The 24,423-nt window shown below is 71.8% G+C and carries 26 protein-coding genes and 1 tRNA gene; 10 read left to right on the top strand and 17 right to left on the bottom strand.

All coding sequences use genetic code 11. The annotated features are described in order from the left end of the window. Nucleotides 1–111: 111 nt before the first annotated feature. Together ACQPZK_RS03190 and ACQPZK_RS03195 are read right to left on the bottom strand one after the other, a co-directional pair. Nucleotides 112–1,731, bottom strand: a complete 1,620-nt coding sequence (locus tag ACQPZK_RS03190) for a serine/threonine protein kinase (protein WP_433536860.1) — start codon at nt 1,729–1,731, stop codon at nt 112–114. Nucleotides 1,732–1,875: 144 nt separating this feature from the next. Beyond that, nucleotides 1,876–2,706 (bottom strand): M23 family metallopeptidase, encoded by an 831-nt coding sequence (locus ACQPZK_RS03195; RefSeq protein ID WP_433536861.1) that lies wholly within the window; start codon nt 2,704–2,706, stop codon nt 1,876–1,878. Nucleotides 2,707–2,967: 261 nt separating this feature from the next. Between ACQPZK_RS03195 and ACQPZK_RS03200 the strand changes: the two genes are divergently transcribed. Then, nucleotides 2,968–3,043, top strand: a tRNA-Arg gene (locus ACQPZK_RS03200). Nucleotides 3,044–3,103: 60 nt separating this feature from the next. Here ACQPZK_RS03200 and ACQPZK_RS03205 read toward each other — a convergent pair. From ACQPZK_RS03205 to ACQPZK_RS03225, 5 genes are all read right to left on the bottom strand, one after another. Further along, complete coding sequence (locus tag ACQPZK_RS03205; protein WP_433536862.1) at nt 3,104–3,484, bottom strand: VOC family protein; 381 nt, start codon at nt 3,482–3,484, stop codon at nt 3,104–3,106. A 41-nt stretch (nt 3,485–3,525) separates the two neighbouring features. Then, on the bottom strand, nt 3,526–3,876 hold the full coding sequence (locus ACQPZK_RS03210) for a DoxX family protein (RefSeq protein ID WP_433536863.1): 351 nt from the start codon (nt 3,874–3,876) through the stop codon (nt 3,526–3,528). A gap of 104 nt (nt 3,877–3,980) precedes the next feature. Further along, on the bottom strand, nt 3,981–4,748 hold the full coding sequence (locus ACQPZK_RS03215; RefSeq protein WP_433536864.1) for a hypothetical protein: 768 nt from the start codon (nt 4,746–4,748) through the stop codon (nt 3,981–3,983). A gap of 55 nt (nt 4,749–4,803) precedes the next feature. Then, nucleotides 4,804–5,403 (bottom strand): ATP-dependent Clp protease proteolytic subunit, encoded by a 600-nt coding sequence (locus ACQPZK_RS03220; protein WP_433536865.1) that lies wholly within the window; start codon nt 5,401–5,403, stop codon nt 4,804–4,806. A gap of 136 nt (nt 5,404–5,539) precedes the next feature. Continuing rightward, complete coding sequence (locus tag ACQPZK_RS03225) at nt 5,540–6,127, bottom strand: helix-turn-helix domain-containing protein (RefSeq protein WP_433536866.1); 588 nt, start codon at nt 6,125–6,127, stop codon at nt 5,540–5,542. Nucleotides 6,128–6,303: 176 nt separating this feature from the next. Between ACQPZK_RS03225 and ACQPZK_RS03230 the strand changes: the two genes are divergently transcribed. Continuing rightward, entirely contained in the window at nt 6,304–7,317 is a 1,014-nt protein-coding gene (locus ACQPZK_RS03230) for a potassium channel family protein (RefSeq protein ID WP_433536867.1), read from the top strand. A 10-nt stretch (nt 7,318–7,327) separates the two neighbouring features. Here ACQPZK_RS03230 and ACQPZK_RS03235 read toward each other — a convergent pair whose 3' ends face one another. Then, a complete protein-coding gene (locus tag ACQPZK_RS03235) occupies nt 7,328–7,810 on the bottom strand; it encodes a MarR family winged helix-turn-helix transcriptional regulator (RefSeq protein WP_433536868.1) in 483 nt (160 codons plus the stop codon). 82 nt (nt 7,811–7,892) lie between these two features. Between ACQPZK_RS03235 and ACQPZK_RS03240 the strand changes: the two genes are divergently transcribed. Next, nucleotides 7,893–8,537, top strand: coding sequence for an FMN-dependent NADH-azoreductase (locus tag ACQPZK_RS03240; protein WP_433536869.1), 645 nt, complete (start codon nt 7,893–7,895; stop codon nt 8,535–8,537). 70 nt (nt 8,538–8,607) lie between these two features. Here ACQPZK_RS03240 and ACQPZK_RS03245 read toward each other — a convergent pair whose 3' ends face one another. The 3 genes from ACQPZK_RS03245 to ACQPZK_RS03255 all read right to left on the bottom strand — a co-directional run bounded on the left by ACQPZK_RS03245 (nt 8,608) and on the right by ACQPZK_RS03255 (nt 13,146). Further along, nucleotides 8,608–9,642, bottom strand: a complete 1,035-nt coding sequence (locus ACQPZK_RS03245) for a 2-oxoacid:ferredoxin oxidoreductase subunit beta (protein ID WP_433536870.1) — start codon at nt 9,640–9,642, stop codon at nt 8,608–8,610. Continuing rightward, complete coding sequence (locus tag ACQPZK_RS03250; RefSeq protein ID WP_433536871.1) at nt 9,635–11,482, bottom strand: 2-oxoacid:acceptor oxidoreductase subunit alpha; 1,848 nt, start codon at nt 11,480–11,482, stop codon at nt 9,635–9,637. The genes ACQPZK_RS03245 and ACQPZK_RS03250 overlap by 8 nt, the downstream gene beginning before the upstream one ends. 224 nt (nt 11,483–11,706) lie before the next feature. Then, nucleotides 11,707–13,146 (bottom strand): hypothetical protein, encoded by a 1,440-nt coding sequence (locus ACQPZK_RS03255; RefSeq protein WP_433536872.1) that lies wholly within the window; start codon nt 13,144–13,146, stop codon nt 11,707–11,709. Between the two features lie 128 nt (nt 13,147–13,274). Between ACQPZK_RS03255 and ndhC the strand changes: the two genes are divergently transcribed. Next, the gene (ndhC, locus tag ACQPZK_RS03260; protein ID WP_421474373.1) at nt 13,275–13,652 is read left to right on the top strand and encodes an NADH-quinone oxidoreductase subunit A; all 378 of its coding nucleotides are present in this window, start codon (nt 13,275–13,277) and stop codon (nt 13,650–13,652) included. 187 nt (nt 13,653–13,839) lie between these two features. Here the strand turns inward: ndhC and folP are convergent, their stop codons facing one another. After that, the gene (folP, locus tag ACQPZK_RS03265; protein ID WP_433536873.1) at nt 13,840–14,709 is read right to left on the bottom strand and encodes a dihydropteroate synthase; all 870 of its coding nucleotides are present in this window, start codon (nt 14,707–14,709) and stop codon (nt 13,840–13,842) included. Nucleotides 14,710–14,862: 153 nt separating this feature from the next. Between folP and ACQPZK_RS03270 the strand changes: the two genes are divergently transcribed. From ACQPZK_RS03270 to ACQPZK_RS03285, 4 genes are read left to right on the top strand one after another with little or no spacing between them, the layout of a single operon-like run. Continuing rightward, the gene (locus ACQPZK_RS03270) at nt 14,863–15,558 is read left to right on the top strand and encodes a DivIVA domain-containing protein (protein WP_433536874.1); all 696 of its coding nucleotides are present in this window, start codon (nt 14,863–14,865) and stop codon (nt 15,556–15,558) included. Further along, a complete protein-coding gene (locus ACQPZK_RS03275) occupies nt 15,555–16,052 on the top strand; it encodes an SRPBCC family protein (RefSeq protein ID WP_433536875.1) in 498 nt (165 codons plus the stop codon). Before ACQPZK_RS03270 ends, ACQPZK_RS03275 begins: the two co-directional genes overlap by 4 nt. Before the next feature lie 56 nt (nt 16,053–16,108). Then, nucleotides 16,109–16,678: a DNA-3-methyladenine glycosylase I gene (locus ACQPZK_RS03280; RefSeq protein WP_433536876.1), complete on the top strand. Its 570-nt coding sequence runs from the start codon at nt 16,109–16,111 to the stop codon at nt 16,676–16,678. A 25-nt stretch (nt 16,679–16,703) separates the two neighbouring features. Next, nucleotides 16,704–17,327, top strand: a complete 624-nt coding sequence (locus tag ACQPZK_RS03285; protein WP_433536877.1) for a hypothetical protein — start codon at nt 16,704–16,706, stop codon at nt 17,325–17,327. Here the strand turns inward: ACQPZK_RS03285 and ACQPZK_RS03290 are convergent. Genes ACQPZK_RS03290 through ACQPZK_RS03305 form a run of 4 tightly spaced genes read right to left on the bottom strand, consistent with a single transcriptional unit; the run spans nt 17,324 to nt 21,555 of the window. Then, nucleotides 17,324–18,565 carry a DUF1501 domain-containing protein gene (locus ACQPZK_RS03290; protein WP_433536878.1) on the bottom strand — a complete coding sequence of 414 codons (1,242 nt, stop codon included), beginning with the start codon at nt 18,563–18,565 and terminating at the stop codon, nt 17,324–17,326. The genes ACQPZK_RS03285 and ACQPZK_RS03290 overlap by 4 nt on opposite strands. Before the next feature lie 17 nt (nt 18,566–18,582). Next, nucleotides 18,583–19,881 carry a DUF1800 domain-containing protein gene (locus ACQPZK_RS03295; RefSeq protein ID WP_433536879.1) on the bottom strand — a complete coding sequence of 433 codons (1,299 nt, stop codon included), beginning with the start codon at nt 19,879–19,881 and terminating at the stop codon, nt 18,583–18,585. A gap of 59 nt (nt 19,882–19,940) precedes the next feature. Next, nucleotides 19,941–20,732 carry an enoyl-CoA hydratase-related protein gene (locus tag ACQPZK_RS03300; RefSeq protein WP_433536880.1) on the bottom strand — a complete coding sequence of 264 codons (792 nt, stop codon included), beginning with the start codon at nt 20,730–20,732 and terminating at the stop codon, nt 19,941–19,943. Nucleotides 20,733–20,736: 4 nt separating this feature from the next. Continuing rightward, nucleotides 20,737–21,555, bottom strand: a complete 819-nt coding sequence (locus tag ACQPZK_RS03305; protein ID WP_433536881.1) for a PaaX family transcriptional regulator — start codon at nt 21,553–21,555, stop codon at nt 20,737–20,739. 190 nt (nt 21,556–21,745) lie between these two features. Between ACQPZK_RS03305 and ACQPZK_RS03310 the strand changes: the two genes are divergently transcribed. Both ACQPZK_RS03310 and ACQPZK_RS03315 read left to right on the top strand, forming a co-directional pair. Continuing rightward, nucleotides 21,746–21,913, top strand: a complete 168-nt coding sequence (locus ACQPZK_RS03310) for a DUF3117 domain-containing protein (protein ID WP_007455245.1) — start codon at nt 21,746–21,748, stop codon at nt 21,911–21,913. Nucleotides 21,914–22,059: 146 nt separating this feature from the next. Further along, a complete protein-coding gene (locus tag ACQPZK_RS03315) occupies nt 22,060–23,535 on the top strand; it encodes a leucyl aminopeptidase family protein (RefSeq protein ID WP_433536882.1) in 1,476 nt (491 codons plus the stop codon). Nucleotides 23,536–23,583: 48 nt separating this feature from the next. Here ACQPZK_RS03315 and ACQPZK_RS03320 read toward each other — a convergent pair whose 3' ends face one another. After that, nucleotides 23,584–24,171: an O-methyltransferase gene (locus ACQPZK_RS03320; protein ID WP_433536883.1), complete on the bottom strand. Its 588-nt coding sequence runs from the start codon at nt 24,169–24,171 to the stop codon at nt 23,584–23,586. Between the last annotated feature and the right edge of the window lie 252 nt (nt 24,172–24,423).

Raw genomic sequence — 24,423 nt, forward strand, 5'->3', positions numbered from 1 at the left:
GCACTCAGGTCGCCCGCCGCCGTTGTTCCGTGGCCGGAAGGGTTGCGCGAGTCCGTCATCGACCGGATGGCGTTGCTGGGCTGAGGCTGGGCCGACCCCTCGAACGCCGGATCAGACCGCGCCGCGGTCGACCAGGCTGAACGTGGTGTCGAGCTCGGCGTCGCCGAGGTGTTCGACGTAGATCGCTTTCTTCGTCGGGCTCCACTGGACCACCCCGTACTCGTCACTGATGATCGCGTAGGACGGGCGCCCCTTGTCGTCCTTGCTCTCGCGGGATATCGCGAACACGGTTGCGGCGGTCGCGTAACACTCGGCTCCCACCAGCGACGCGTACCCCTTTGAATCGATCTTGACCCCGAGGCACGGTCGGTGGGCGATGTCCGGGTTCACCGATTTGATCATGAAGTCGACGCCGACCGGCTCGAGCACGAAGAGCGCATCCTTGCCGGTGCCGTCCCCGGTCTCGAGCTCGCCGTGGAACGGCAGCTTCAGATCACGGTCGATCTCCACCAGGTGCAGCAGGATTCGCCGCTGACCGGTCAGTATCGCCCGGGTAGGGTCCGTGCTCCTCGACGGTGACGCGCTGGGCGTACCCGATGGGGTCGTGGACACGGTGGCCGCCGGTGCGCTCGCTGCCGGGCTGCCGGTCGGGGTCGAGCCCACGTGATCTGGTTTTGACCCACGGTTGAGCAGTTGCGGGCCGAACAGGTAGGCGGACACCACCACCGCGATCACCGCTACGGCCGCACCGCCTGCGGTGAGCCATCCACGCCTGCGCGAGCCCTGGCTACCGGCAGCGGTGAGACCGGGTGGCCTGGACCGCCCGTCCTGGTCACCACCGCCTGCGGCCGGCAGCACACTCGCCGCCGGTGTCCCTTCGAGGATCTGAGCGGACGCCCCGGCACCTCCCGCATAGCCTGCCGTCAACAGCCCATCGAGCAGGTCGCGGGCGGTGGGACGGGCAGCGGGATCCTTCTCCAACGCCCGGGAGACCAACTCCCGCAACGGCCCACCGAGCCCGGTCAGGTCCGGCGGTTGGGTCAGAATCCGCATCGCGGTGGCGGTAGCGGAGTCGCCTCCGAAGGGGTTGCGGCCGGTCGCCGCATGGGCGACCAGGGTGCCCCAGGCGAAGACGTCCGCAGCCGGGCCCACCGGATGGCCGGACGCGGTGTCCAACCGCTCGGGCGCCATGTACGAGACGGTTCCGACCATCTGGTTGGTCCGGGTGTGCTGGCTCGTCGCCTCGAACGCCCGCGCGATGCCGAAGTCGATGACCTTGATCCCACCCGGCGCCACCAGAACGTTCGCCGGCTTCAGGTCCCGGTGGATGACCCCGGCGCTGTGGATGGCGGTGAGCGCGGTAGCCACCCCGACCGCGATGCTGTGCAGCTGGGCCGCCCCCAGCGGCCCCTGCTCCCGGAGCAGCTGGGCCAGGCTGGGACCCTCGACGTACTCCACCACCAGGTACGGCGGGTCGTGGTCCGGGTCGGCGTCCAGGACCTCGGCCGTGCAGAACGGCGGAACCTGGCGGGCGCGGTTCACCTCACTACGGAACCGGCCCCGGAACTCCTCGTCATGCGAGAGCTCCGGACGAATGACCTTGATCGCCACCCGCCGTCCCTGCGGCGAGCGGGCCAGGAAGACAGTGCCCATGCCGCCGTCGCCGAGCCGGTCCAGCACGTCGTACCCGCCGAGGCGGGCCGGGTCGCAGGGACGCAGGCCGTCGTTCACGCCGGATGCCCGCAGACTGTTCCGCCCATCACCCGGTCCCCTTAGGTCAGTCGGACGCCGCCCGCAGCCTATCGTCCGCCAACCAAGCGCCGTCGATGCCGTCGACCTCGGTTGAGGACCTGCGCGGCGGCGTGGTCGAACAGGTCAGCCGATGCCGTCGACCGCGGCCCTGAGCGCATTGATCGACGGGTCCCAGCTGAAGTTCAGGACGGGGATGCCGGAAGCGGCGGCGTTGCTGTCGCCGCCAAGTACCACCGCCCGCGGCTTGCTGGTGCCCTGGGGAACCACCAGGTACCAGTTGCCCTTAACGTTCGCGATGAACACTTCGTCTACCTCCTGGTCGGGCGGGTTCGGGGCGGTGACGTCCCCGACGTGGTTCTCGAAATCGACAGTCGCGCCGAAATTCGTCGGACTTCCGGTGTTCAGCCAGAGGCTCGTGTGCACATGCGGTCCGACGCCGGAGTCACTGCCGTTCGCCGAGGAACCGGTGTACGCGATGGTCTGGCCGCGTGACACACGCTGACCGGTGGAGACGATGATCCTCGACAGGTGCAGGTGCCGGGTGTAATTGCCGTCGTCGTGGGCCATCCCCACGACGCGTCCGGTCGCGGTAGAGGTGTCGGTCTTCACGAAACGGATCGTGCCGTTCGCCGCGGCCATGACGGGAGTGCCGACCCCGACCGCATAGTCGGTGCCCGGCTCACCCGAGGGCGGCGTCCGGTTCCGGTGGTCCTGCCAGGAGCTTGAGATCCGTACGTTTCCGCACGGCCGCTGGTAACTGCCGGCAGCGCGGGCGGGGTCGGGCAGCAGGCCGAAAGCTGCCGACAACCCGGACGCCGCCAGCGCGGCGCTCGTGAGGAACCCGCGCCTCGACAGTCCACGCAGGTACGCGATGCCGTCAAGATCCTCGCGCCGCGGACCGTCGTGGCTCACATCCGGGGTGGGGTCAGGTCGAGGCTCCTCGTTGAGGATCATCGATGCAACCTACGACCTGAACGCGTTGCAGGGCAAGGAACTGCTTGCGATCACCGCTTGGGCCGCGCTTGTTGCGGGGCGCCTCGTGGTCGCCGTGGCTGCCCCGGGCCGGAACGGCTACCCGGGCCCGGCGTCGACCTGAACAGGTGTGCTGTGAGTGTGGGCCTGGGCTGGGTCGACATGCGCGCGGGGGAGGTGGGTGGGCGCGGGCCACTCCCTGCCACCCCGGGCGGAGCCCTGGTCGCTAGACTGTGCCCTCGCGCCCTCGTAGCTCAGGGGATAGAGCATCGGTTTCCTAAACCGTGTGTCGCAGGTTCGAATCCTGCCGGGGGCACCAACCAATGATGGGCTCGACCGACCTCGTCGGCAGCTGCGTCGATCGTTTACGCCGGGACCGTCACAGCGGGTCGAGGCGGCGCTTGAGCAGGCAGAACTCGTTGCCTTCCGGGTCGGCGAGGACATGCCAGGAGGCGTCCGCAGGCTGGCCGATGTCGATCGGCCTGGCTCCGGCGGCCAGGAGACGTTCGAGTTCGGCGGCCTGGTCGCGGTCGGTGGGGTTGACGTCGATGTGCAGCCGAGCAGGCCCGTTCCTCGGTTCGTCGTCACGGATGAGGAAGATCGTCGGCTGCGGGCCGCCGAACCCCTCGCGGGGGCCTATCTCGATGTAGACGCCCTCCTCGCGATCGAGTTCCACGAAGTCCAGGACCTCGCACCAGAACCGTGCCAGCACCTCGAGGTCGCGGCATTTGAGCACGAGCTCACCGATACGGCATGCCATTGACGGAACCTACTTCCAGTGAAGGGTGGGCGTCTCGACGGTCACCAGTGGTAGGCCAGGTTCACGATCAGCGTGGCCAGCACGGTGACGAAGAAGACGGCCCATCCCACGAGCTTGCGTGAACCCACGCGCAGGTGCGCGATCAGCGCCCCGACGAAGTACAGCACCAGTCCCGCGGCGGCGAGCGTCCCCACCAGCGGTACGAAGAATCCGGCCAGCAGTCCCAGCGAGCCGGCGGCCAGCAGCGTGCCCAGCACGGGCAGCCAGGAGTGTGGCACCCGCTTCATGTCCGCCTGGGCCTTGGGGTACTCGTGGCCGATCAGGTAGGTGACCGCGGCGATGGCGGTGAACACCGAGGCGATGATGGTGACTGTCACGTACGCGGCGAACATGGACCCTCCCCGTGGTCGTCGCCTTCAGGACGGAACAGTTCCGCGAGATGTCGAGCGCGTAGGTGCCCTCCGGTCGTCCGGAGGGCACCTACGTCATCGCGGGGTCAGAGGAACTTGTACATCTCGGCGGAGGCGGCCTCGGTGTCGGCGGCCGGCGGGGCGGTCACGGTGACCTTCTCGCCGAAGCCGCTCATCTTCATGTCGGTGACGAGGTCGCCGAGGCTCTTCGTGGCGACCGTGTAGGACAGGCCGGTGAGCCGGCCGTCGGCGTCGACGGTCGCCTCGAAGGGGATGGCCTTGGGGTCCTTCGCCAGCTTGGCGGTCGACTCGAGGCCCTCGCGCATGCCGCCGTCGTTGGTGGCGGCCTCGGCGGCCTTGTTCAGGTCGGCGGTGCCGCTGTAGCGGCCGGGGCTGACCTCCTGGGCGGTCACGATGCCGCCGATCAGGCCGGTCTGCGACTTCAGGTCGAACGACTGGCGCAGCGAGCTGGTCGGCCGGAGCTTGTTGAGGTCGATCTTCATCCAGGGCTTCTCGCCGTCGAGCGAGTCCGACTTGATGTAGGCGGCGTCGCCGATCAGCCGGGCCTCGATCGGCTCCGGGGCGGTGCCGGTGACGTGGATGGCCTTGGCGGCGGGGTCGACCTTGCCGCTGAGGCTGATCGACTGGCCGCCGGCCTTGACGGAGGCGTCCATGGTGAGCGTGCCGGCGAGGCTGCGGTCCATGGCCTGCCGGACGGCGGCGACCGGTTCGAGCTTGGGCGTGGTGGGGGCCGCGGACGGGCCGGACCCTCCGGTGTCGCCGGAAGTGGTGCCGCAGCCGGCCACGAGGGCGGCGGCGAGGGCAATCGAGAGGACAGGGATCAGTCGACGCATAGACGCGACCCTAACCAACATGGTCCACTTCGGGGGGCCCGGCCAGCACGGTGGGTCAGTCCGCCGGCAGTTGTTCGGCGTGGGTGAGCACCCGGTCGACGATGCCGTACTCCCGGGCCTGCTCGGCGGTGAACCAACGGTCCCGGTCCCAGTCGCGCTGGATCTCGTCGAGGGTGTGTCCGGTGTGCTGGGCGATCAACTCCTGCATGGTGCGCTTGACGTGCAGCATGTTCTCCGCCTGGATGGTGATGTCCGAGGCGGTGCCGCCCATCCCGCCGGACGGCTGGTGCATCATGACCCGTGAGTGCGGCAGCGCGTACCGCTTGCCGGCCGCGCCGGCGCAGAGCAGGAACTGTCCCATCGAGCCGGCGAGGCCGAGCGCCAGCGTGGCAACGTCGTTGCGGACGTAGCGCATCGTGTCGTAGACCGCCATTCCCGCGGTCACCGAGCCGCCCGGCGAGTTGATGTAGAGGTAGATGTCCCGGTCGGCGTCCTCGGCCGCGAGCAGCAGGATCTGCGCGCAGATCTGGTTGGCCGACTCGTCGGTCACCTCGGTGCCGAGGAAGACGATCCGCTCCCGCAGCAGCCGCTCGAACACCTGGTCGCCGAAGGCCGGCTGACCGCCGTCCAACATCCGCACGCCGTTCTCGATCATGTCTCGCCGCCTTCCACCGTGCCGGCGGGCGACTGGATCGCCCGGGGAGCCGGCTCCTCCAGCGTGCGCGCGGCGGCGGTCGCGGCCCAGGGATTCTGCCGGCGGCAGATCGGCCCAGGGCAGAACCCCGGCCGGCCTACACCCGGGCCAGCCGCCGCCGGCCCGCCCGGGCCCGGCGGCAGGCCAGCATCTTGGAGGTACGCGGACCGGGGCGCCCGGCCGGTGCGGAGGCGATCAGTCGCACTCGCAGCCCCGCTCCTCCGACGGTCGACCCGGCGGGCGAGGCTGGACCGCCGACGTGCAGGATCGGCCCGCCCAGCCGCAGCACCGGCCCGGCGGGCTGCCGGACGGGAGCCGGGGCGGCGGCCACGGGTGGCGTTGCCCCGTCCGGCTGGAAGCCGAGCCGGAATCCGGGGCGGGTCTCGGTACGCGCCGAGGGCGCCCGTTCCAGCCGGGCCAGAGCCGCCCGGGGCGCGGCGGGGATGCGACGCTCAACCCGGCGCAGGTCGTCGCGGGCCGCTTCGAGCAGGTCGGAGAGTTGGATGCCGAGCGCCCGGCAGATCGCCGCCAGGACCTCCGACGAGGCCTCCTTGCGCCCGCGCTCGACCTCCGACAGGTAGGGCACCGAGACCCCGGCCGCTTCGGCCACCTCGCGCAGTGTGCGGCCCTGGCTCTGGCGCAGCCGGCGCAGCACCCCGCCGATCACTCGTCGTAGCAACGACATGCGGACCTCACTCTCGCGGTGGTCGTCGGGAAGACCCCCTTCATCATGCCGGTTGCCGGCGGTCGAGGCCGACCCGCGCATGCCGCGTCGACCGTCGTCGTGACCCGGGCGTGCGAAGCGCCGCGTACCCGCTATGTTGTGGGCGTGCAGGCGACGGCGGCGGAGCAGGTTCGACGGTGATCCATTTTCCCGCGCAGCGCCGAGGCCCGCTGAGCGCGCTGAGCCTGCGGCTCGCGGCCGCCCTTGGGCTGGTCTTCGCCGTGGTGGCGGCGGTCTACCTGGACCGGGACGGCTACCGCGACGTCAACGAGGACGGCCTCACCCTGCTGGACTGCTTCTACTACGCGGTGGTCTCGCTCTCCACCACCGGCTACGGGGACATCACCCCGGCCGCGCCGTCGGCCCGGCTGGTCAACGTCCTGTTCGTCACGCCGGCCCGGGTGCTCTTCCTGATCATCCTGGTCGGTACCACCCTGGAAGTCCTGACTGAGCAGTACCGGACCGGCCGTCGCCTGTCGCGGTGGAGGAGAGTCGTGAAGGACCACGTCATCATCTGCGGCTACGGCACCAAGGGTCGCAGCGCGGTCAACGCCCTTCTCGAGAACGGCCTGGACCGGTCGAGGATCGTGGTCGTGGAGCGCAGCGGCGTCGCACTGCGGCAGGCCACGTCGGCGGGGCTGGTGGCGATCGAGGGGTCGGCGACCCGCTCGTCGGTGCTGAACGAGGCGCACGTCCGGAGCGCGAAGGCAGTGATCATCGCGACCGACAGCGACGACGCCTCGGTGCTGGTGGCGTTGACCGTCCGGCAGCTCACCGCCGGGCAGGTCCGGATCATCGCGGCGGCCCGCGAGGCGGAGAACGCCCCGCTGCTCAAGCAGAGCGGCGCGCACCATGTGATCGTCTCCTCGGCGACCGCCGGTCGCCTGCTCGGCCTCTCGACCTCGGCGCCTCCGCTGATCGACGTCGTGGAGGATCTGCTCACGCCGGGGCAGGGGATGGCGTTGGCGATGCGCTCGGCGGAGCGGGACGAGGTGGGTCGTTCACCGCGCGAGCTGGAGTCACTGGTGATCGCCCTGGTGCGGCGGGGCAAGGTGGTCACCCTGGCCGACAAGGCCGGTGCGGTGATCGAGACCGGTGACATGCTGGTGCACGTCCGCGACGACCGCCCGCAGTCCACGACCACGGTCTGACACTCGCGCGTCAGCAGGCGTCCGCGTCCACCTCGCTGAGGACCTCGGTGCAGGTGATCGGTGTCGTGGTGGCCGCTCGCCGCAGCAGGTTGTAGAGCGTTTCCCGCTCGGCCGGCTGCAACGCTCCCAGCACCTCGTCCTCGGCGCCCGCGAGGGCGCATTCGGCCTCATTGAGGCGCTTTGCCCCGTCTTCGGTGAGTTCGACGACGTGTCGTCGACGGTCCTTGGGTGAGCGCCGACGCTCGACGAGGTCCTTCGCCTCAAGGTCGTTGAGCAGTCCCACGATGTTGGTGCTGTCCATCTCCAGGGTGCTCGCGAGCGCCTGCTGACTGATGCCGCCGCCGGCCCGCAGCACCGTGAGCGCGACCAGGTGTCGCGGCCGTAGGCCCAGTGGCGCGAGCACCGACTCCGCCCGCAGGCGCATCCGGCGCGCCAGATGGTCCAGCAGGGCACCCGAGCGGTGCTCCGACGGATCCAGCGGCAGGGCGGACATGTGACCCAGTCTACCGACGCCCCGGAACATCTGCCTGCTATAAATAGTTGGTGCAACACAGACGATCCTTGGAGGAGGAATCATGAACCTGCTGCATATCGATTCGAGCATCCGGGGCGACTGGTCGGTCAGCCGGCAGCTCACCGCCCGGGCCGCCGCAGCCTGGCGCGCCGCGCACCCCGACGGCACCGTGACCTACCGCGATCTGGGCGCCGAGCCGCTGCCGCACCTGGACTCCGACGGCGGGCTGGCGCGAATGACACCGCCGGACCAGCACACCCCCGCCCAGCGCGCCTCGTGGGAGCTCAGCCTGAGCCTCGTCGACGAGGTGAAGCAGGCCGACGTGGTCCTGCTCGGGCTGCCGCTCTACAACTACGGCGCGCCGAGCAGCGTCAAGTCCTGGGTCGACCACCTGATCGTCGCCGGCCTCACCTACGACCCGGAGACGCAGGAGGGCCTGCTCAGCGGTCGTGAGTTCGTGGTGGTGGCCACCCGGGGCGGCGGCTACGGCGAGGGCACCCCGCGGCACGGCTGGGACCATGCGGAGCAGTGGCTCCCACACGGTCTGTCGATGACCGGCCTGGAGCCGCGCTTCATCAGCACGGAACTGACCCTGGCGCCCACGGTGCCGGCGATGTCCGAGCTGATCCCTCTGCACGAGGCCAGCCGCACGGCGGCCGAGAAGGAGATCGACAACCTGTGGACGCCGGCCTCGGCGCAGCGCTGAGAAGGCACCTGACGCAACGACAGCGGCCGCCCCGGAATGGGGGCGGCCGCTCTCGTTCAGGTCGGTTGGATCAGAGGATCGTCCAGGTGTCGCCACTGCCCAGCAGGCCCGCGAGCTGCTGCTCGGGGGTCTCGGTGACCTTCGCCTTCGCCGCGGCCAACTGCTCCTGCACCACGCTGTCGTAGGACGGCCGGTCCACCGAACGGAACACACCGATCGGCGTGTTGCGCAGGTCCAGGCCGGGCAGCCGGGACAGCGCGAACGCGTACGCCGGGTCGGCCACCGTCGCATCGTGCACGACGATCTCCTCGGGGCGTACGGAGCTGGTCTCCCGGACCTCCAGGCCGAACGCGCCCGGCGGGTGCACCACGCAGAACCGACCGTCCGCCCCGAAGGTGATCGGCTGGCCGTGCTCCAGGCGGATCAGGTAGTCGTCCCGGGTGGACGGGTCCTTGAGCTGGTCGAACGCGCCATCGTTGAAGATGTTGCAGTTCTGGTAGATCTCGACGAACGCCGAGCCCTGGTGCTCGGCGGCGGCCCGCAGCACCGACTGGAGGTGCTTGCGGTCGGAGTCGATGGTCCGGCCGACGAAGCTGGCCTCCGCGCCGAGAGCGAGCGAGAGCGGGTTGAACGGCGCGTCGGCCGAGCCGGACGGCGTCGACTTGGTGATCTTGCCGACCTCGGAGGTGGGCGAGTACTGCCCCTTGGTCAACCCGTAGATCCGGTTGTTGAACAGCAGGATCTTGAGGTTGACGTTGCGTCGCAGCGCGTGGATCAGGTGGTTGCCGCCGATCGACAGGGCGTCACCGTCGCCGGTGACCACCCAGACCGACAGGTCCGGACGGGACACCGACAGTCCGGTCGCGATCGCCGGCGCGCGGCCGTGGATCGAGTGCATGCCGTACGTGTTCATGTAGTACGGGAAGCGCGACGAGCAGCCGATCCCGGAGACGAACACGGTGCGCTCGCGGGGGATGTTCAGCTCCGGCATGAACTGCTGGATGGCCGCCAGGATGGCGTAGTCACCGCAGCCGGGGCACCAGCGCACCTCCTGGTCGGACTTGAAGTCCTTGGCGGTGAGCTTGAGGGCGACGGGCTCAGACATTCTTCAGGACCTCTTCCAGCGTCGTCTCCAGCTCGGCGGCCGTGAACGGCAGGCCACGGACCTGGTTGTAGCTGATCGCGTCGACCAGGTAGCGGGACCGGATGACGTGGGCGAGCTGGCCCAGGTTCATCTCCGGGATGACCACCTTGTCGTAGGAGCGCAGCACCTCGCCGAGGTTCGCCGGCATCGGGGCCAGGTGCCGCAGGTGCGCCTGGGCGATGGACAGACCACGCTGGCGGACGCCACGGCAGGCGGCGCCGATCGGCCCGTACGTCGAGCCCCAGCCGAGCACCAGCACGCGGGCGTCGCCGTCCGGATCCTCCACCTCGATGTCCGGCACCGGGATCGTCTCGATGCGGGCGGCCCGGGTGCGGACCATGAAGTCGTGGTTCGCCGGGTCGTACGAGATGTCGCCGGTCTTGTCGGCCTTCTCCAGACCGCCGATCCGGTGCTCCAGCCCCGGCGTGCCGGGGATGGCCCACGGGCGGGCCAGGGTCTCCGGATCGCGCAGGTAGGGCAGGAAGGTGGTGCCGTCCTCGCCGTTGGGCGCGGTGGCGAAGTCGACGCGCAGGTCGGGCAGCGACTCCACGTCGGGGAGCAGCCACGGCTCGGAGCCGTTGGCCACGTAGTTGTCCGACAGGAGGATCACCGGCGTGCGGTACGTCAGGGCGATCCGGGCCGCCTCCAGCGCGGCGAAGAAGCAGTCCGACGGCGACCGGGGCGCGATCACCGCGACGGGCGCCTCGCCGTGCCGGCCGTACAGCGCCATGTTCAGGTCGGCCTGCTCGGTCTTGGTCGGCATTCCGGTCGACGGGCCGGCCCGCTGCACGTCCACGATCACCAGCGGCAGCTCCAGCGCCACCGCGAGGGAGATCGTCTCGCTCTTGAGCGCCACACCCGGGCCGCTCGTGGTGGTCACGCCGAGCGACCCGCCGTAGGAGGCGCCCAACGCCGCGCCGACCGCGGCGATCTCGTCCTCGGCCTGCATGGTCAGCACGCCGAAGCGCTTGTGCTTGCTCAGCTCGTGCAGGATGTCCGACGCCGGCGTGATCGGGTACGCGCCGAGGAAGACCGGCAGCCCCGAACGGACCCCGGCGGCGACCAGCCCCAGCGACAGGGCCGCGTTGCCGGTGATGTTGCGGTAGGTGCCCGGCTGCATCTTCGCCGGCTTGACCTCGTAACGCACCCCGAAGTCCTCGGTGGTCTCGCCGAAGTTCCAGCCGGCCTTGAAGGCGGCGACGTTCGCGGCGACCAGTTCCGGGCGCTTGGCGAACTTGGCCTCCAGGAAGCGCAGGGTCGACTCGTACGGCCGGGAGTACATCCAGGAGAGCAGGCCGAGGGCGAACATGTTCTTGGACCGCTCGGCGTCCTTCTTGGACACCTGGTGTTCGGCCAACGCGCCGACCGTCATCGACGTCAGAGCCACCGGGTGCACGACGTAGCCGGCCAGCGAGTCGTCGTCGAGCGGGCTGCTCTGGTAGCCGACCTTGGCCAGGTTGCGCTTGGTGAACTCGTCGGTGTTGACGATGATGTCCGCGCCGCGCGGCAGGTCGGTCAGGTTGGCCTTGAGGGCCGCCGGGTTCATCGCCACCAGCACGTTGGGCGCGTCGCCCGGGGTGAGGATGTCGTAGTCGGCGAAGTGCACCTGGAAGCTCGACACGCCCGGCAACGTGCCGGCGGGGGCCCGGATCTCGGCGGGGAAGTTCGGCAGCGTGGAGATGTCGTTGCCGAGCTGCGCCGTCTCGGAGGTGAACCGGTCGCCGGTCAACTGCATGCCGTCGCCGGAGTCGCCGGCGAACCGGATGACCACCCGGTCGAGTTGACGGATCTGCTTGGTCACTGTGCCACCTTCGTTCGCGACTGCGGGCTCGCAAGCGCTGTCGTTCCCCACCCAGAGCCTACGTCGAACGGAGGCCCGGCCCTCCCCGGAGGTCCGCCGACTGAGAAGGGTTCACCATGAGAATTGCTGTGAAATGCGGGGTTTTGCCCCGCCCGCCGTAATTCAGATCACCGTACGCCGGGCGGGGACGACCCCGGCCGGTGGCGGCCAGGGTCGTCGATCGATCAGTCGGTGGGCGGGGCCGAGGTGTCGCTCACCGTTCCGCCGATCCGGCGACGCAGCGAGGTGGTCGCCAGCGTGAGGGCCAGCACCACCAGCAGCGCGGAGACCGCTACCAGGATGATCGCGGTGCGCTGGACCGAGGTCATGCCGTCGTCGGTGGTGGCGCCCGCCGGCAGTACGCCCTGGGAGCCGGTCGGCGCGGGCGGCGAGACGACCGGCGTGGCCAGCGCTGCCGCCGCGGTGATCCGGAAACTCATCTGCAACCGCCGCGTCGCGCCGTTGCGTGGGTCGAGTTGACCGACCACCGCCCCGGACAGCGGAGCCTCCCGCTGGGCCTGTGGAGTCGCCTCCACCGGCAGCCGCAGCTCACGGGTCTCGCCTGCGGCCAGCAGACCCGCGTCGCACCGGGTACGGGCCGCGTCGACGGCCACGCAGCCCGCCGGTGGGGCGGGCACGCTCACCCCGGTCGGCAGGACCACCTCCACCAGGCCGGCGGCGTCCACCGTGCCGGTGTTGCCCAGCCGCACCGCGAGGGTGCTCTGTGCGCCACTGATGTCGAACCCGACCTCGTCGGCGGCCAGCGAGATCCCGGGCACCGGCGGGCCGGGCGGGAACAGCACCGCGAAGCCCTGGTCGTCGGCCACCTCGCCGGGCATCCCCGGCACGTCCGCGACGACCCGTACGGAGCCGCTGAGGGGCATCCGCTCCCAGGCGGCACCGGTGATCCGCAGCCGGATCAGGCTGCTGAACCGGGTGCCCGCCTCGGTCGTCCACGCCCCGCAGCGGTACGCGCCGCCACCCTCGCCGACGCACCCGTTCGTGCCGGCGTCGCTCACGCCGGCCGGCAGGGTGTACGACAGCCGGACCCGCTGCGCGGAGGTGCCGGTGTTCGTCACGGTGACCCGCAGCATGGTGGTCGTGCTGGGGGCGTTCCAGTACGTCGCCGACAGGGTGACGTCCTCGGTGGTCACCTGCACGCCGAGTGGGCTCGGCGGCGGCGCCTGCGAGCCGCCCGGTGCGGGCGGGTTGACCGGTGGGACCGGGGGTGGAGGCGGCCCGGCTGTCGGCGGACGGGTGGCGCCGCCCGGGGCGGGAGCGGTGGTGACCGGCGGCGCAGGAGCGGTGGTCGGCGGGGGTGCCGGCGCTGTGGTCTCCGGCGGTGGTGCGGTGGTCGGCGGGGGCGGGTCGGTCGGTGCGGGACCGCCGCCCGGCTCTTCGGTCGGGGTGGGCTCCTGCGGCGGAGTGGTCTCCGGGTCCGGATCTGGGTCGGGTGCCGACTCCGTCACGGCGGTGACCGGGTGGGCGTGCGGCGCCGCGGCGCTGGCGAGGGCCGGCGCGACGGCCAACGCCGCGAGCAGCCCGAGCGCGAGCGACGTCGCCAGCAGGTGCGTCGGACGCCGCCCTGCGGCCCAGCGATCGGGCGAAACCTTCACGCGGGCCATCTGTCCTCCGGTGACGTGGGTGGGAGTCCAATATTGTTAATAGTTGCCCTGGTGCACTAGTCCCACCCGGAAACAAATGCGTAACGTGTTGGGGGTGGTCCAACCCGGGTGGGCGGTAGGCTCCCGATGTGACCGGTTACCTGGGCTCGTACGCGACGCTCGGGCTCTTGCTGCTCGTCAGTGTCCTGTTCTTTGTGACGGCGTTCTCGGCCAACCGGGTGTTACGTCCCGCCCGTCCGGCTGACCCGTTCGGCAAGCGGGCAAGCTACGAGTGCGGGCTCGACCCGGTCGGCGCGGACTGGGCGCAGATGCAGATCCGCTACTACGTCTACGCATATCTCTACGTGCTGTTCGCGGTCGAGGCGGTGTTCCTCTTCCCGTGGGCGGTGGTCTTCGACCGGCCCGGCTTCGGCCTGGTCACGGTCGTGGAGATGGCGATCTTCGTGGCGGTGCTCGCCCTCGGCATCCTCTACGCCTGGCGCCGAAACATCCTCCGCTGGACCTGAGCCCCCGCTCAGGTCCAGCCCTCCACCTCCGGCGCCCCCCACCCCACCTACGGCGCGCCCGCCGCCCCCGTCGATGATCATGAAGTTGTTGTCCGAACACGCCGTGCGGCGGGGCAACAACTTCATGATCATCGGGGCCGGGCCGGGCCGGGCCGGGCCGGGCCGGGCCGGGCCGGGCGGGGCAGGGTTAGGCCAGGCCTCTTCTGGTGGCTCTGGGTGGGCGGTCGCCGCGGATCGAGGCCACCATGTCCAGCACCCGGCGGGTGGGCCCGACCTGGTGGGCCCGGAACACCCGGGCACCCAGCCACGCGGAGACCGCCGTCGCGGCGAGCGTGCCCTCCAGGCGCTCGCCCACCGGAAGGTCGAGCGTCTCGCCCACGAAGTCCTTGTTGGAGAGCGCCACGAGCACCGGCCAGCCGGTTGCGCTCAGCTCGCCCAGCCGCCGGGTGATCTCCAGCGAGTGGCGGGTGTTCTTGCCGAAGTCGTGCGCCGGGTCGATGAGGATCCCGTCGGGGCGTACCCCCGCCGCCACCGCTCGCTCGGCGAGCCCGGTCACCGTCGCGACCACGTCGGCGACCACGTCGTCGAAGGCGGCGCGGTGCGGCCTGGTCCGGGGGGACAGGCCGCCGGCGTGCGAGCAGACCAGCCCGGCGCCCGTGCGCGCCGCGACCCGGGCGAGCGCCGGGTCGACGCCCGACCAGGTGTCGTTGAGCAGGTCCGCGCCGGCGGCCACGGCCTCCGTCGCCACCTCCGCGCGCCAGGTGTCGATGGAGATCACCACCTCCGGGAACGCGGCCCGTACGGCGGCGATCGTGTCCACCGTGCGTCGGATCTCCTCGCTGACGTCCACCTCGGTGCCCGGACCGGCCTTGACCCCGCCGATGTCGATGATCTCGGCGCCCTCGTCGACCGCCCGCTCGACGGCCCGGAGCGCGCTGTCCGCGGCGAAGGTGGCGCCCCGGTCGAAGAACGAGTCCGGTGTGCGGTTGACGATGGCCATCACCACCAGCTCACCCGGCGCGAACGTCCGCGAACCGAGCCGAAGTGCCCCGGCCATGCCGCCTCCCGCCTCGTGCGCGCCGTCGCCGCTGCTCCGGCCGCCACCGACGCTAGCCGGTCGGTGGGGGCACGCGCGGGGCGGGCGTGGGCGTCGATGGGTGATCGGGGTGGTGGGGTCGCTACCGGCCGGCTGTCGTGCCACGATCAGTGCATGGGTCAGCTTCTGCTCCTCCTGGTCGTGGCGTTGACCGTCGCGGCGGTGGTTTTCGGCGTGACGGTGCTGGTCGGCGGGCGCGATCCCGGTCTCGCCCCGACGGAACCGGATTCGCAGGCGGTACCGCTGCCGGGCACCCGGCCGCTGCGCGAATCCGACGTGGGCGCGGTCCGCTTCGACACCGGTCTGCGCGGCTACCGGATGGCCCAGGTCGACCAGGCGATGCGCCGCGCCGCCTACGACATCGGCTACAAGTCCGAACTGATCGGTGTGTTGGAGGCGGAGGTCATCGCGCTGCGCGAGGGCCGGACCGACGACGCGGACGTGCTGCGCCAGGCGCGGGAGCAGTCCGTGAGCGCGGTGCCCGACGACGCGGCGGCGGAGCCTGCCGACGACCGGGCGGCCTCGGTCGGTTCGGGCACGCCGCCGGCCGCCACCTCCTCGCCGGCAGACGCCGACGGCGTGGCACCCGCCACCTCTTCGGCCGTGGACGCGGACGGCGTCGCGCCGGCCACCCCTTCGGCCGTGGACGCGGACGGCGTCGCGCCGGCCACCTCTTCGGCTGCGGATGCCGATGGCGTCGCGCCGGCCAACGATGACGTGAGCGTCGGCGCCTCCTCCGACGACACGTCGGCCGAGGCGGCCCGGCGTGCCGGACAGCAGGGCGCGGCGGTCCGGTCGGAGTCCGCGTGACCGGCCCGGAGGGCGCCGATGCTCTCCGGGAGGCGGCCCAACCGGGCGCCGGTGAGGTGACCGCCACGGTCATCGTCAACGCGCCGGCGTCCCGTGTCTTCGCCGCGCTGCTCGCCTGGGAACGGCAGTCCGACTGGATCCCGTTCACCAGGGTCCGGGTCGTCGAGGGCGACGGGCGCGAGGGCAGCCGGATCGAGGCGGTGACCGCGCTCGGCCGGGCGACGTTGCGCGACGAGATGCTTGTGGTCCGGGTGGACGAGCCGTACGAGATCGGCGTGGTCCACCACGGCCAGGTCCTGCGCGGCCCGGGTGTGCTGCGCTGCACCGAGCTCGGCCAGGCCCGTACCCAGGTCGTCTGGCACGAGTGGTTCCACCTGCCCGGCGGCGCGGCCGGCCGGCTCGCCTGGCCGGTGCTGTGGCCGGGCTCCAAGCTGGGCCTCACCCAGGCGCTCAAGAGGTTCGGGCGGCTGGTCGAGCAGGGCCGCCTGCCCTGACGGCGCTGCCGCCCGGATGAGCCCGGCTGTCGGTGCGATGCCCTAGCGTGTGCGACGTGAGTGACCTGGTGATCGGCGCGGACGGGCTGGCCCGCTGCGCCTGGGGGGCGAGCACCCCCGACTACGCCGTCTACCACGACACCGAGTGGGGGCGGCCGTTGCACGGCGACGACGCGCTCTACGAGCGGATGAGCCTGGAGGCGTTCCAGTCCGGCCTGTCGTGGCTGACCATCCTGCGCAAGCGGCCGGCGTTCCGGCTGGCCTTCGACGAGTTCCACATCCCCACCGTCGCCGGCTACGACGACACGGACGTGACCCGGCTGCTCGCCGATGCCGGCATCGTCCGCAACCGAGCCAAGATCGAGGCGACGATCGCCAACGCCCGCGCCGCGCTGGAACTGCCCGACGGGCTGTCCGCGCTGCTCTGGTCGTTCGCGCCGGAGCGCCGGCCGGCCCGTCCCGCCTCGTTCGCCGAGCTGGCGCCGATCACCGCAGAGTCGACGGCGATGGCCAAGGCACTCAAGAAGCGCGGCTTCCGGTTCGTCGGCCCCACCACGGCGTACGCCCTCATGCAGGCCACCGGGATGGTCGACGATCACATCGTCGGCTGTCACGTCACCCGCTGAGTGCCGGCGTGATGGGATGGCAGGCATGACGACCGAGACCGCGTACCGGGCCGACGGGGCCGGCCACGCCGACGGGCCGGGCACCTGGGCGGTGCTGCTGCCTGCCGAGCGTTACGAGGCCGAGCGGCTGGTGCACCACGACTCGCTGAAACTGACCGGCCTGACCGACGCTGGACGGCCGGGCCCCGGCGACCGGGTGGCGGTGCTGGCCGACGCCCCACCGCGCCTGGTGGCCCTGGGCCGGGTCACCGCGCCGACGCAACGGCACCGTGAAGACCCGGACGACCCGCAGTCCCCGGTCGAGCCGGAGACGCTCGTCGTGACGTACACCCGGCGGGCCTTCGACGAGCCGGTGCCGGCCGACCTGCTGACCCTCGACGGGCCGGTCACCGCACTGGAACCGGCGACCTTCCGGGCGCTGGCCGATCAGCTCGGTCCGCCCCCGGCGCGGCGCACCTGGCTGGTCAGCCTGGACCTGCCGATCGAGGCCGGCACGCCCGCCGAGGCGGTACGCCTGTTCTGGTCGTACGTGCAGGAGCTGGGGCCGCGTGAGCTGCCCGCCTTCGTCGCACCGTCCGGCGACGAGCTGGCCATGCAGGCGTTCGTGCTCGGCGCGGAGGCCAACCAGGACCCGGAAGAGGACGACTAGAACAACCTGTCGAGGCGTCCGCGCCAGTCGGCGAGCACCGGGCCCGGGTCGGTGTCCAGCACCCGTTCCAGGAGTGTGGCGTAGACGTCCCGGAAGTCGGTGGTGTACTTCAGGTCCCCGTCGTCGAGGTCGGTGAGGCTGGGCGCGTCCCCGTGCCAGCCGCCGCGCACGCCCGCGCCGAGCAGCAGCATGTCCGACGCCGTGCCGTGGTCGGTGCCGTCGGAGGCGTTGGCCCGGACCCGGCGACCGAACTCGGAGTAGACAGCCACCACCACCTTCTGGCCCGCCTCGGTGCGGCTCATCCGGTCGGCGAACCTGGTCAACGCCCGGTCGAGCTGGCCCAGCAGCACGGCCTGCAACTGCTTCTCGTCGGCGTGCGTGTCGAAGCCGCCGAGCGAGACCGAGAAGACCCGGGTGGACACCCCGGCCTCCACGCACTGGGCGACCAGGTCCAGCTGCGCGTCCAGTGGCGTACGAGCCCCGCCGGTGGCGGTCGCGGGCGCCTGGTCGCCGTCCGGGTCCGTCGTGTCCGGTTCGGTGGAGTCGCGGACCTCGCGGATCATCTCGTCCACCGAGCGCATGTCGGCGAAGCAGGCGGCGGCCCGGGCGCGGGCCGGCGACTCGCCCGCCTCGGCGGCGGAGAACGCCTTCAGCGTCTCCGCGGACAGTCCCTTGGCGGCCTTGCGGTCGGTGACCGGCACGGCTGCGCCCGCGCTGCGCTCACCGGCCAGCAGTGGCGGCAACGCCGGCTCGAACGAGACCGCCAGGCGGGGATCGCCGCCCGCCCGGTCGAGCCAGCGGCCGAGCCAGCCGGTGGTGCCCGGTCGGTCCGGTTGCGCGGTGTGCCAGATGTCCATCGACCGGAAGTGGCTCCGGTCCGGCTTCGGATAGCCGATCCCGCGCACGATCGCGAGTCCGCCGGTGGACCAGCGCTTGTGCAGGCCCTCCAGCGCCGGGTTGAGGGCGAAGTCGTCGTCGAGGCGACGTACCTCGCTGTCGGGGTACGCCAGCTCGGGGCGGGCCGCCCGGTAGGCCGGGTCGCCGTACGGGATGACGGTGTTCAGGCCGTCGTTACCGCCGTAGAGGGTCACCAGCACCAGGGTCTGCGACTGTGGGTCGCGGTCTCCGGCGGTGTCCAGCAGGTCCCGCAGGTTGTACGCGCCCACGCCGGCGGCCAGCGCGCCCGCGCCGACCACCCCGCTGGTGAGCAGGAACCTGCGTCGGGTCAGGGTGTCCATCTTCTCGACTCCTCCGCTCAGCTGACGGTGTACTCGGGGCTGACCAGGCCGGCTGCCAACAGCTTTCGGGGGTCGTCGGCCAGCGGGGTGAGGGCGGCCCGGGTACGGGCGCCCCAACCGTCGACGACCAGCAGCCGGGCCAGGGCGTCCGGCCGGCCGGCGACCGGTGCGGCCTTCAGCCGGTCCAGGACCGTCGGGCTGGCCGCCGCGGCGAGCATCCCGGCCAGCCGGAGTCGGCCCTGCAACGACGACGTGGTCAGCCAGGCGGGGCCGGCCGGCCACCCGCCCACGCTGGGCGGTCGCAGCGGCACCTGGTCCAGGGCGTTCAGCCCGCCCAGCAGTTGCTTGCGTTGCTGTTCGGGCAGAGCTGTCGAGCGGATGCCGAGCTGTCGCAGCGCGCCCACCATCCACTCCACCGGCTGCTTGACCAGGGTGCCCCGGGTCTGGGCGAAAGCCGGCGACGAGAACAGCGCCCGCAGGGTGGCGACGGTGTCCGCGCCCGCCAGGCCGTCCGGCGCCGGGACGTCGGCGCCGGCGTAGCGGAACCAGAGCCGGCGGGCCACGAAGGTCGCCGCCGCCGGCTGGCCGGCGAGCAGTCCGGCGTACGCCTCGGCGTCGAAGCGGCCGGTCTGCCCGAGGATCGTCTTCTCGCCGGGGTCGTGTCGTTTGGCCTCGAAGCGGGCCACCCCGGTCCGTCGGTCGACCGTCCAGCCCGTCAGCGCACGCGCGCCGGCCTTCACGTCGGCCTCGGTGTAGCCGCCGATGCCGAGGGTGAAGAGTTCCATCAGCTCGCGCGCCAGGTTCTCGTTCGGCGCCTTACGGGTGTTCTTCTGCCCGTCCAGCCAGATGATCAGCGCCGGGTCGCGCACCATCGCGGCGACCAGCGGGGCCAGGGGCCCGCGCCCGTGCCGGCGCAGCGTCTCCAACTGGCCCAGCATCATCCGCGCCGACCTGACCTTCTGTGCGCTGGTCGCCCAGTGCCCGTGCCAGAAGAAGAGCAGCTTCTCGGTCAGCCCGTCCTCGGCGGCGACCATCCGGTCCAGCCACCACAGGGTGACCTGTTGAAGCTGCTCCCGGCGCTGGGCGTTGGCCTTCTGCCGCTGCTCGCGCGTGGACTCCTTGGTCAGCGCGGCGTACGGGTCGGCGGGCAGGGCCGGTAGTGGGGTGGCCGCCGCACCCCGGTCGGCCCGTCCCGGGGTGAGCAGCTTGTCCAGGGTCGCCGCCGCGCCGGCCCGTTCGGCCGCGTCCACCTCGTCGGCGGTCGGCCCGAAGGTGGCCCGGCGCAGCAGGTGCGCCACGGCTTCACGTTCGCTCATGGAGCCCGACGCTAGGCGGCCCGCGTACGAGGACGGTAAAGACGGGGTGCGAATCGCGTTCAGTGTCCCTCGAAGACCGGTTTCTGCTTGGCGACGAACGCGAGGGTGGCCGCCTTGTGGTCGGCGGTGGCGCCACAGATCGCCTGGGCCTGCGCCTCGGCCGAGAGCGCGTCGGCGAGCGTGCCGGCATCGGCGATGGAGAGCTGCCGCTTGATCGCCCCGTACGCGACGGTGGGGCCGCCGGCGAGTCGGGCGGCCAGGTCCTGCGCGGCCGGCAGCACCTGCTCGTCGTCGTCCGTCAGTCGGGTGAGCAGCCCGAGACGGCAGGCCTCCTCGGCGCGGACCGGCTCGGCCAGCATCAGCAGTTCGACCGCCTTGGCGTGGCCGACCAGCCGGGGCAGCGTCCAGGACGCGCCGGTGTCGGCGGCCAGACCGACCTTGGCGAATGCCATCAGGAAGCTCGTGCTCGGCCCGCCGATGCGGATGTCGGCCAGGAAGGCCAGCGACGCGCCCGCCCCGGCGGCCATCCCGCGCACGGCGGCCACCACCGGCTTGGGCAGGTTGGCCAGCCGGGCGGCGATCGGGTTGTAGTGCACCCGGACGGTGCCCAGCGGGTCGGTCGAGCCGGTCTCGAGCGTCGATACGTGCTCGCGCAGGTCCTGCCCGGCGCTGAACGACCCGCCCGCTCCGGCCAGCACGACCGCCCGGCAGGACCGGTCGGTCTCCAGCTCCGCCAGGGTGTCCCGCAGCGCCTCCTTCAGCGCGACGTCGAGCGCGTTCATCGCCTGCGGCCGGTTCAGCGTGAGAGTGACGACGGCGTCGGTCCGGTCGACGAGCAACGGCTCGGTCACGTGTCTAACGACCCTTCTGTCGAACGATGCGGTTACCGGCGTCGAGGCACTGCTCGACGTACCGGTCGGCGGCCGGACGCAGGCGGGCCGCGTGCCGGTCGAAGAAACTGGCCGCGGCGGTGCCGGGCCAGCGCTCGGGCAGCAGCGCCGGGGGCAGCTGTGGGTCCCGGAACAGGAAGGTACGCCACGCGTGCACGAGCCGGAACCGGGCCGCGTACGCCTCCTCGTCGCTGCTGCGCACGGTGACCGCGCTCAGGAGCGGGCGCTGGTCGGCGACGAACCGTTCGTACGCGCGGCCGATCTCGGCCAGGTCCCACGCGCGACGGACGACGCCCATCGCGCCCGGGGTGCCGGAGAAGTGCGATGCGGTGAAGCGCTCGAACCGGATGCCGGCCTCGGCCAGCAGCAGGTCGACGTCTTCGGCGGGCCGGGTGGCGACCCACGTCTGCTCGTCGAGGGTGCCGTAGCCGAGGAAGCTGAGGGTGGCGGCGAGCCGCTGCCGGTCCCGCCGGGCGCCCGGCGCGTCGAGTACGAGCAGATCGAACCGGCCGTCCCAGGTGACCCGGCCGGTTCGGTAGATCCGGGCCGCCGCCTCGTCGAGTCGTCGGGCGGCTTTTGGTGTGATCGAATATCCCGGTCCGGAGGCCAATCGGAGCGGGTCGAGCCAGCCTTGACGCACCATCCGGGACACGGCGGTGCGAACGGCGGGCGGCGCGATTCCCAACGGCGCCAATAGCTTGACCAGGGCGGCGACCGGTGCGCGGCCACCCCTCGGCCGGAGGTGGTCGCCGTACAGGTCGAAGAGTGCCGACCGTGCCTGCATGACCGCACATTGTGACAGGCCTTCTCAAGATATGCTAGATGCTGTTACATCAATGCTGCTCCGGTTTGGGTCCGGCGGTGTTCATCAGGGAAAATCGTCTGTCGACACCCCCGCGAGCGTTGCGGGTGGTCGTGACGAAGTGGCTGTGGGGCAACCCACCGACCCTGGTGTAGGTCTGAGGGGAGACAACATGGCGGCGATGAAGCCGCGGACGGGCGACGGTCCGCTGGAAGTCACCAAGGAGGGTCGGGGCATCGTCATGCGGGTCCCGCTGGAGGGCGGTGGCCGGCTCGTCGTCGAGATGACTCCCGACGAGGCCAACGCGCTCGGTGACGCGTTGAAGGCAGCCGCCGGCTGAGTGAGGGACGATCCGGACGGCGTACGCCGGTCGGAGCGTTTCTTGGACCCTGAGCCACCGGGACCGCCGGTGGCTCAGGGTCTTCATATCTGTGCGCGGGCATGGCCCGATCCACTTTGTGAAACTTCCTGGAGGTGCGGTTCCGCGTGCTCGCCATCCGTCCGCTCGCCGAGCCCGAACGGCTCGATGTCCTCGTCCTGCCCGTACGCCCCACTGAGCCGGTGGCGGGAGATGACGCGTCGGCGGAGCCGGCGCCGACCGCAGTGACGCCGCCGGACGGCACCGCCGAGGAGGCGGCCGCGCTGGCGCCGGCCGCCCGACTGTGCGGACGGGCCGGCGAGATCAGCACCCAGCTACGTCCCGGGCGTGACCCCGGCCGGCTGGTGCTGCTCGGTATCGGCGACGGCGGAGAATCCGACTGGCGGACGGCCGGCGCGGCCCTGGCCCGCTCCGCGTCAGGTGAGACGCACATCACTATCGCGCTGCCGGCCGGGGTGACCCCGGCCGCGGTGCGCGGGCTGACCGAGGGGCTGCTGCTCGCCTCGTACCGGTTCCGGCTCACCGACGCCGACGCGCCGCCCGCGCTCGACGGCGTCGACCTGCTGCTGACCGACCCGGCGGCCTACGCGGACACCCTCGCCACCGCCCGGACCACCGCCGCGATGACCCGTTTCGCGCGCGACCTGACCAACACCCCCTCCTCGGTGAAGACCCCGCAGTGGTTCGCCGAGCAGGTGGCCTCCGCCGCCGACGACCTGCCGGACCTGCGCCTGACGGTCCGGGGCCCGGCCGAGCTGGCCGCCGAGGGCTTCGGCGGGATCCTCGCCGTGGGCGGCGGCTCGGCCAGCGAGCCACGCCTGCTCGAGATGGACTGGCACCCCGCGAACGCGCGTACCCACGTGGTGCTGGTCGGCAAGGGCATCACCTTCGACACCGGCGGCATCTCGATCAAGCCGGTGCCCGCGATGAAGCTGATGCGCAAGGACATGGCCGGCGCGGCCGCGGTCGTCGCCGCCACCCTCGGCGCGGCGACGCTGCGCCTGCCGGTGCGCGTCACCACCCTGGCCCCGCTCGCCGAGAACATGGTCAGCGGCTCGGCGTTCCGTCCGGGCGACGTCATCCGGCACTACGGCGGGACGACCAGCGAGACGACCAACTCCGACGCCGAGGGCCGCCTGGTCCTCGCCGACGCGCTCGCCTACGCGGTGCAGCGGCTCAAGCCCGACCTGCTCGTCGACCTCGCCACCCTCACCGGCGCCAACGCGGTGGCACTGGGCAAGCGGACCGCTGCCCTGTACAGCGAGAACGACGACCTGGCCGCTGACGTGCTGAATGCCATTGAGGCGGCCGGCGAGGCAGCCTGGCGGATGCCGCTGCACGGCGACTACGTCGAGTACCTGGGCAGCGAGATCGCCGACCTGTACAGCGCGCCCGCCCAGGGCGCCGGGTCGGTGACGGCCGCGCTCTACCTGCGCGAGTTCACCGGCGACCTGCGGGACCGCTGGCTGCACCTGGACATGTCCGCACCGTCCTGGGCGGACGGCGACCAGGCGGAGTTGAGCCGGGGCGCGACGGGCTGGGGTGTGCGCTCGCTGCTGCGCTGGCTGACCGCCGTCGACTGACCCGTCAGCGGTGAGCGCCCGCCGGTGGCGTACGGCGGCGAGCGCCCGTCAGCACTTCACGGCGGCGAGCACCCCGTCGCCGACCGGGAGCAGCGCGGGAATCCAGTGTTCCGACTCCCGCAACGCCTTGATGGTCTCGCGGACGGTCACCGTCGCCGCGTCCCGGGCGGCCGGGTCACCGATCCGGCCGCCGGCCAGCATGCCGTTGAGCGCCAGCACCCCGCCCGGACGCAGCAGCCGCAGCGCCGCCTCCACGAAGGCGTGGAACCCGGTCGCCTCGGCGTCGACGAAGACGAGGTCGTACGCCCCGTCGGCCAGCCGGGGCAGCACGTCCGACGCCCGGCCGGTGATGATGCGGGTACGGCCGGCGGCGAAGCCCGCCTCGGTGAAGATCCGGCGTGCGATCCGTTGGTGCTCCACCTCCACGTCGATGGTGGTGAGCACACCGTCGGCCCGCATACCGCGCAGCAGCCAGACGCCGCTCACGCCCGTACCGGTGCCGATCTCCACGACGGCGCGGGCGTTGCCGGCCGCGGCGAGCAGCCGTAACGCCGCCCCCGCTCCGGGCGTGACCGCGTCGAGGCCCACCTCGTGGGCCAGGCTGCGGGCGGTACGCAGCACGAGATCCTCGGTCACGTACGACTCGGCGAACTGCTGAGCCTGGGTCGTCGAACTGCCGGAACCGGCGACCGTGGCGATGGGGCACCTCCGGGCGGCGCGTGGTGCGAGGGGCGGGTTGGCACTGTGAGCGTAGAGGCGACCGGCGCGAGGCGCAGCCGCGCGTCCGTCCCTCCGCGATCGCCGGAGGCAACCGCTGACTCCACCGCGCGCATCCGTGCAATCCTGGAAGCGGTATTCCGTCAGCCTCGACCGCGCTCAACCGTGGCC

Source organism: Micromonospora sp. CA-249363 (genome assembly GCF_050950185.1).
In the GTDB taxonomy this organism is placed as follows: Bacteria; Actinomycetota; Actinomycetes; order Mycobacteriales; family Micromonosporaceae; genus Micromonospora.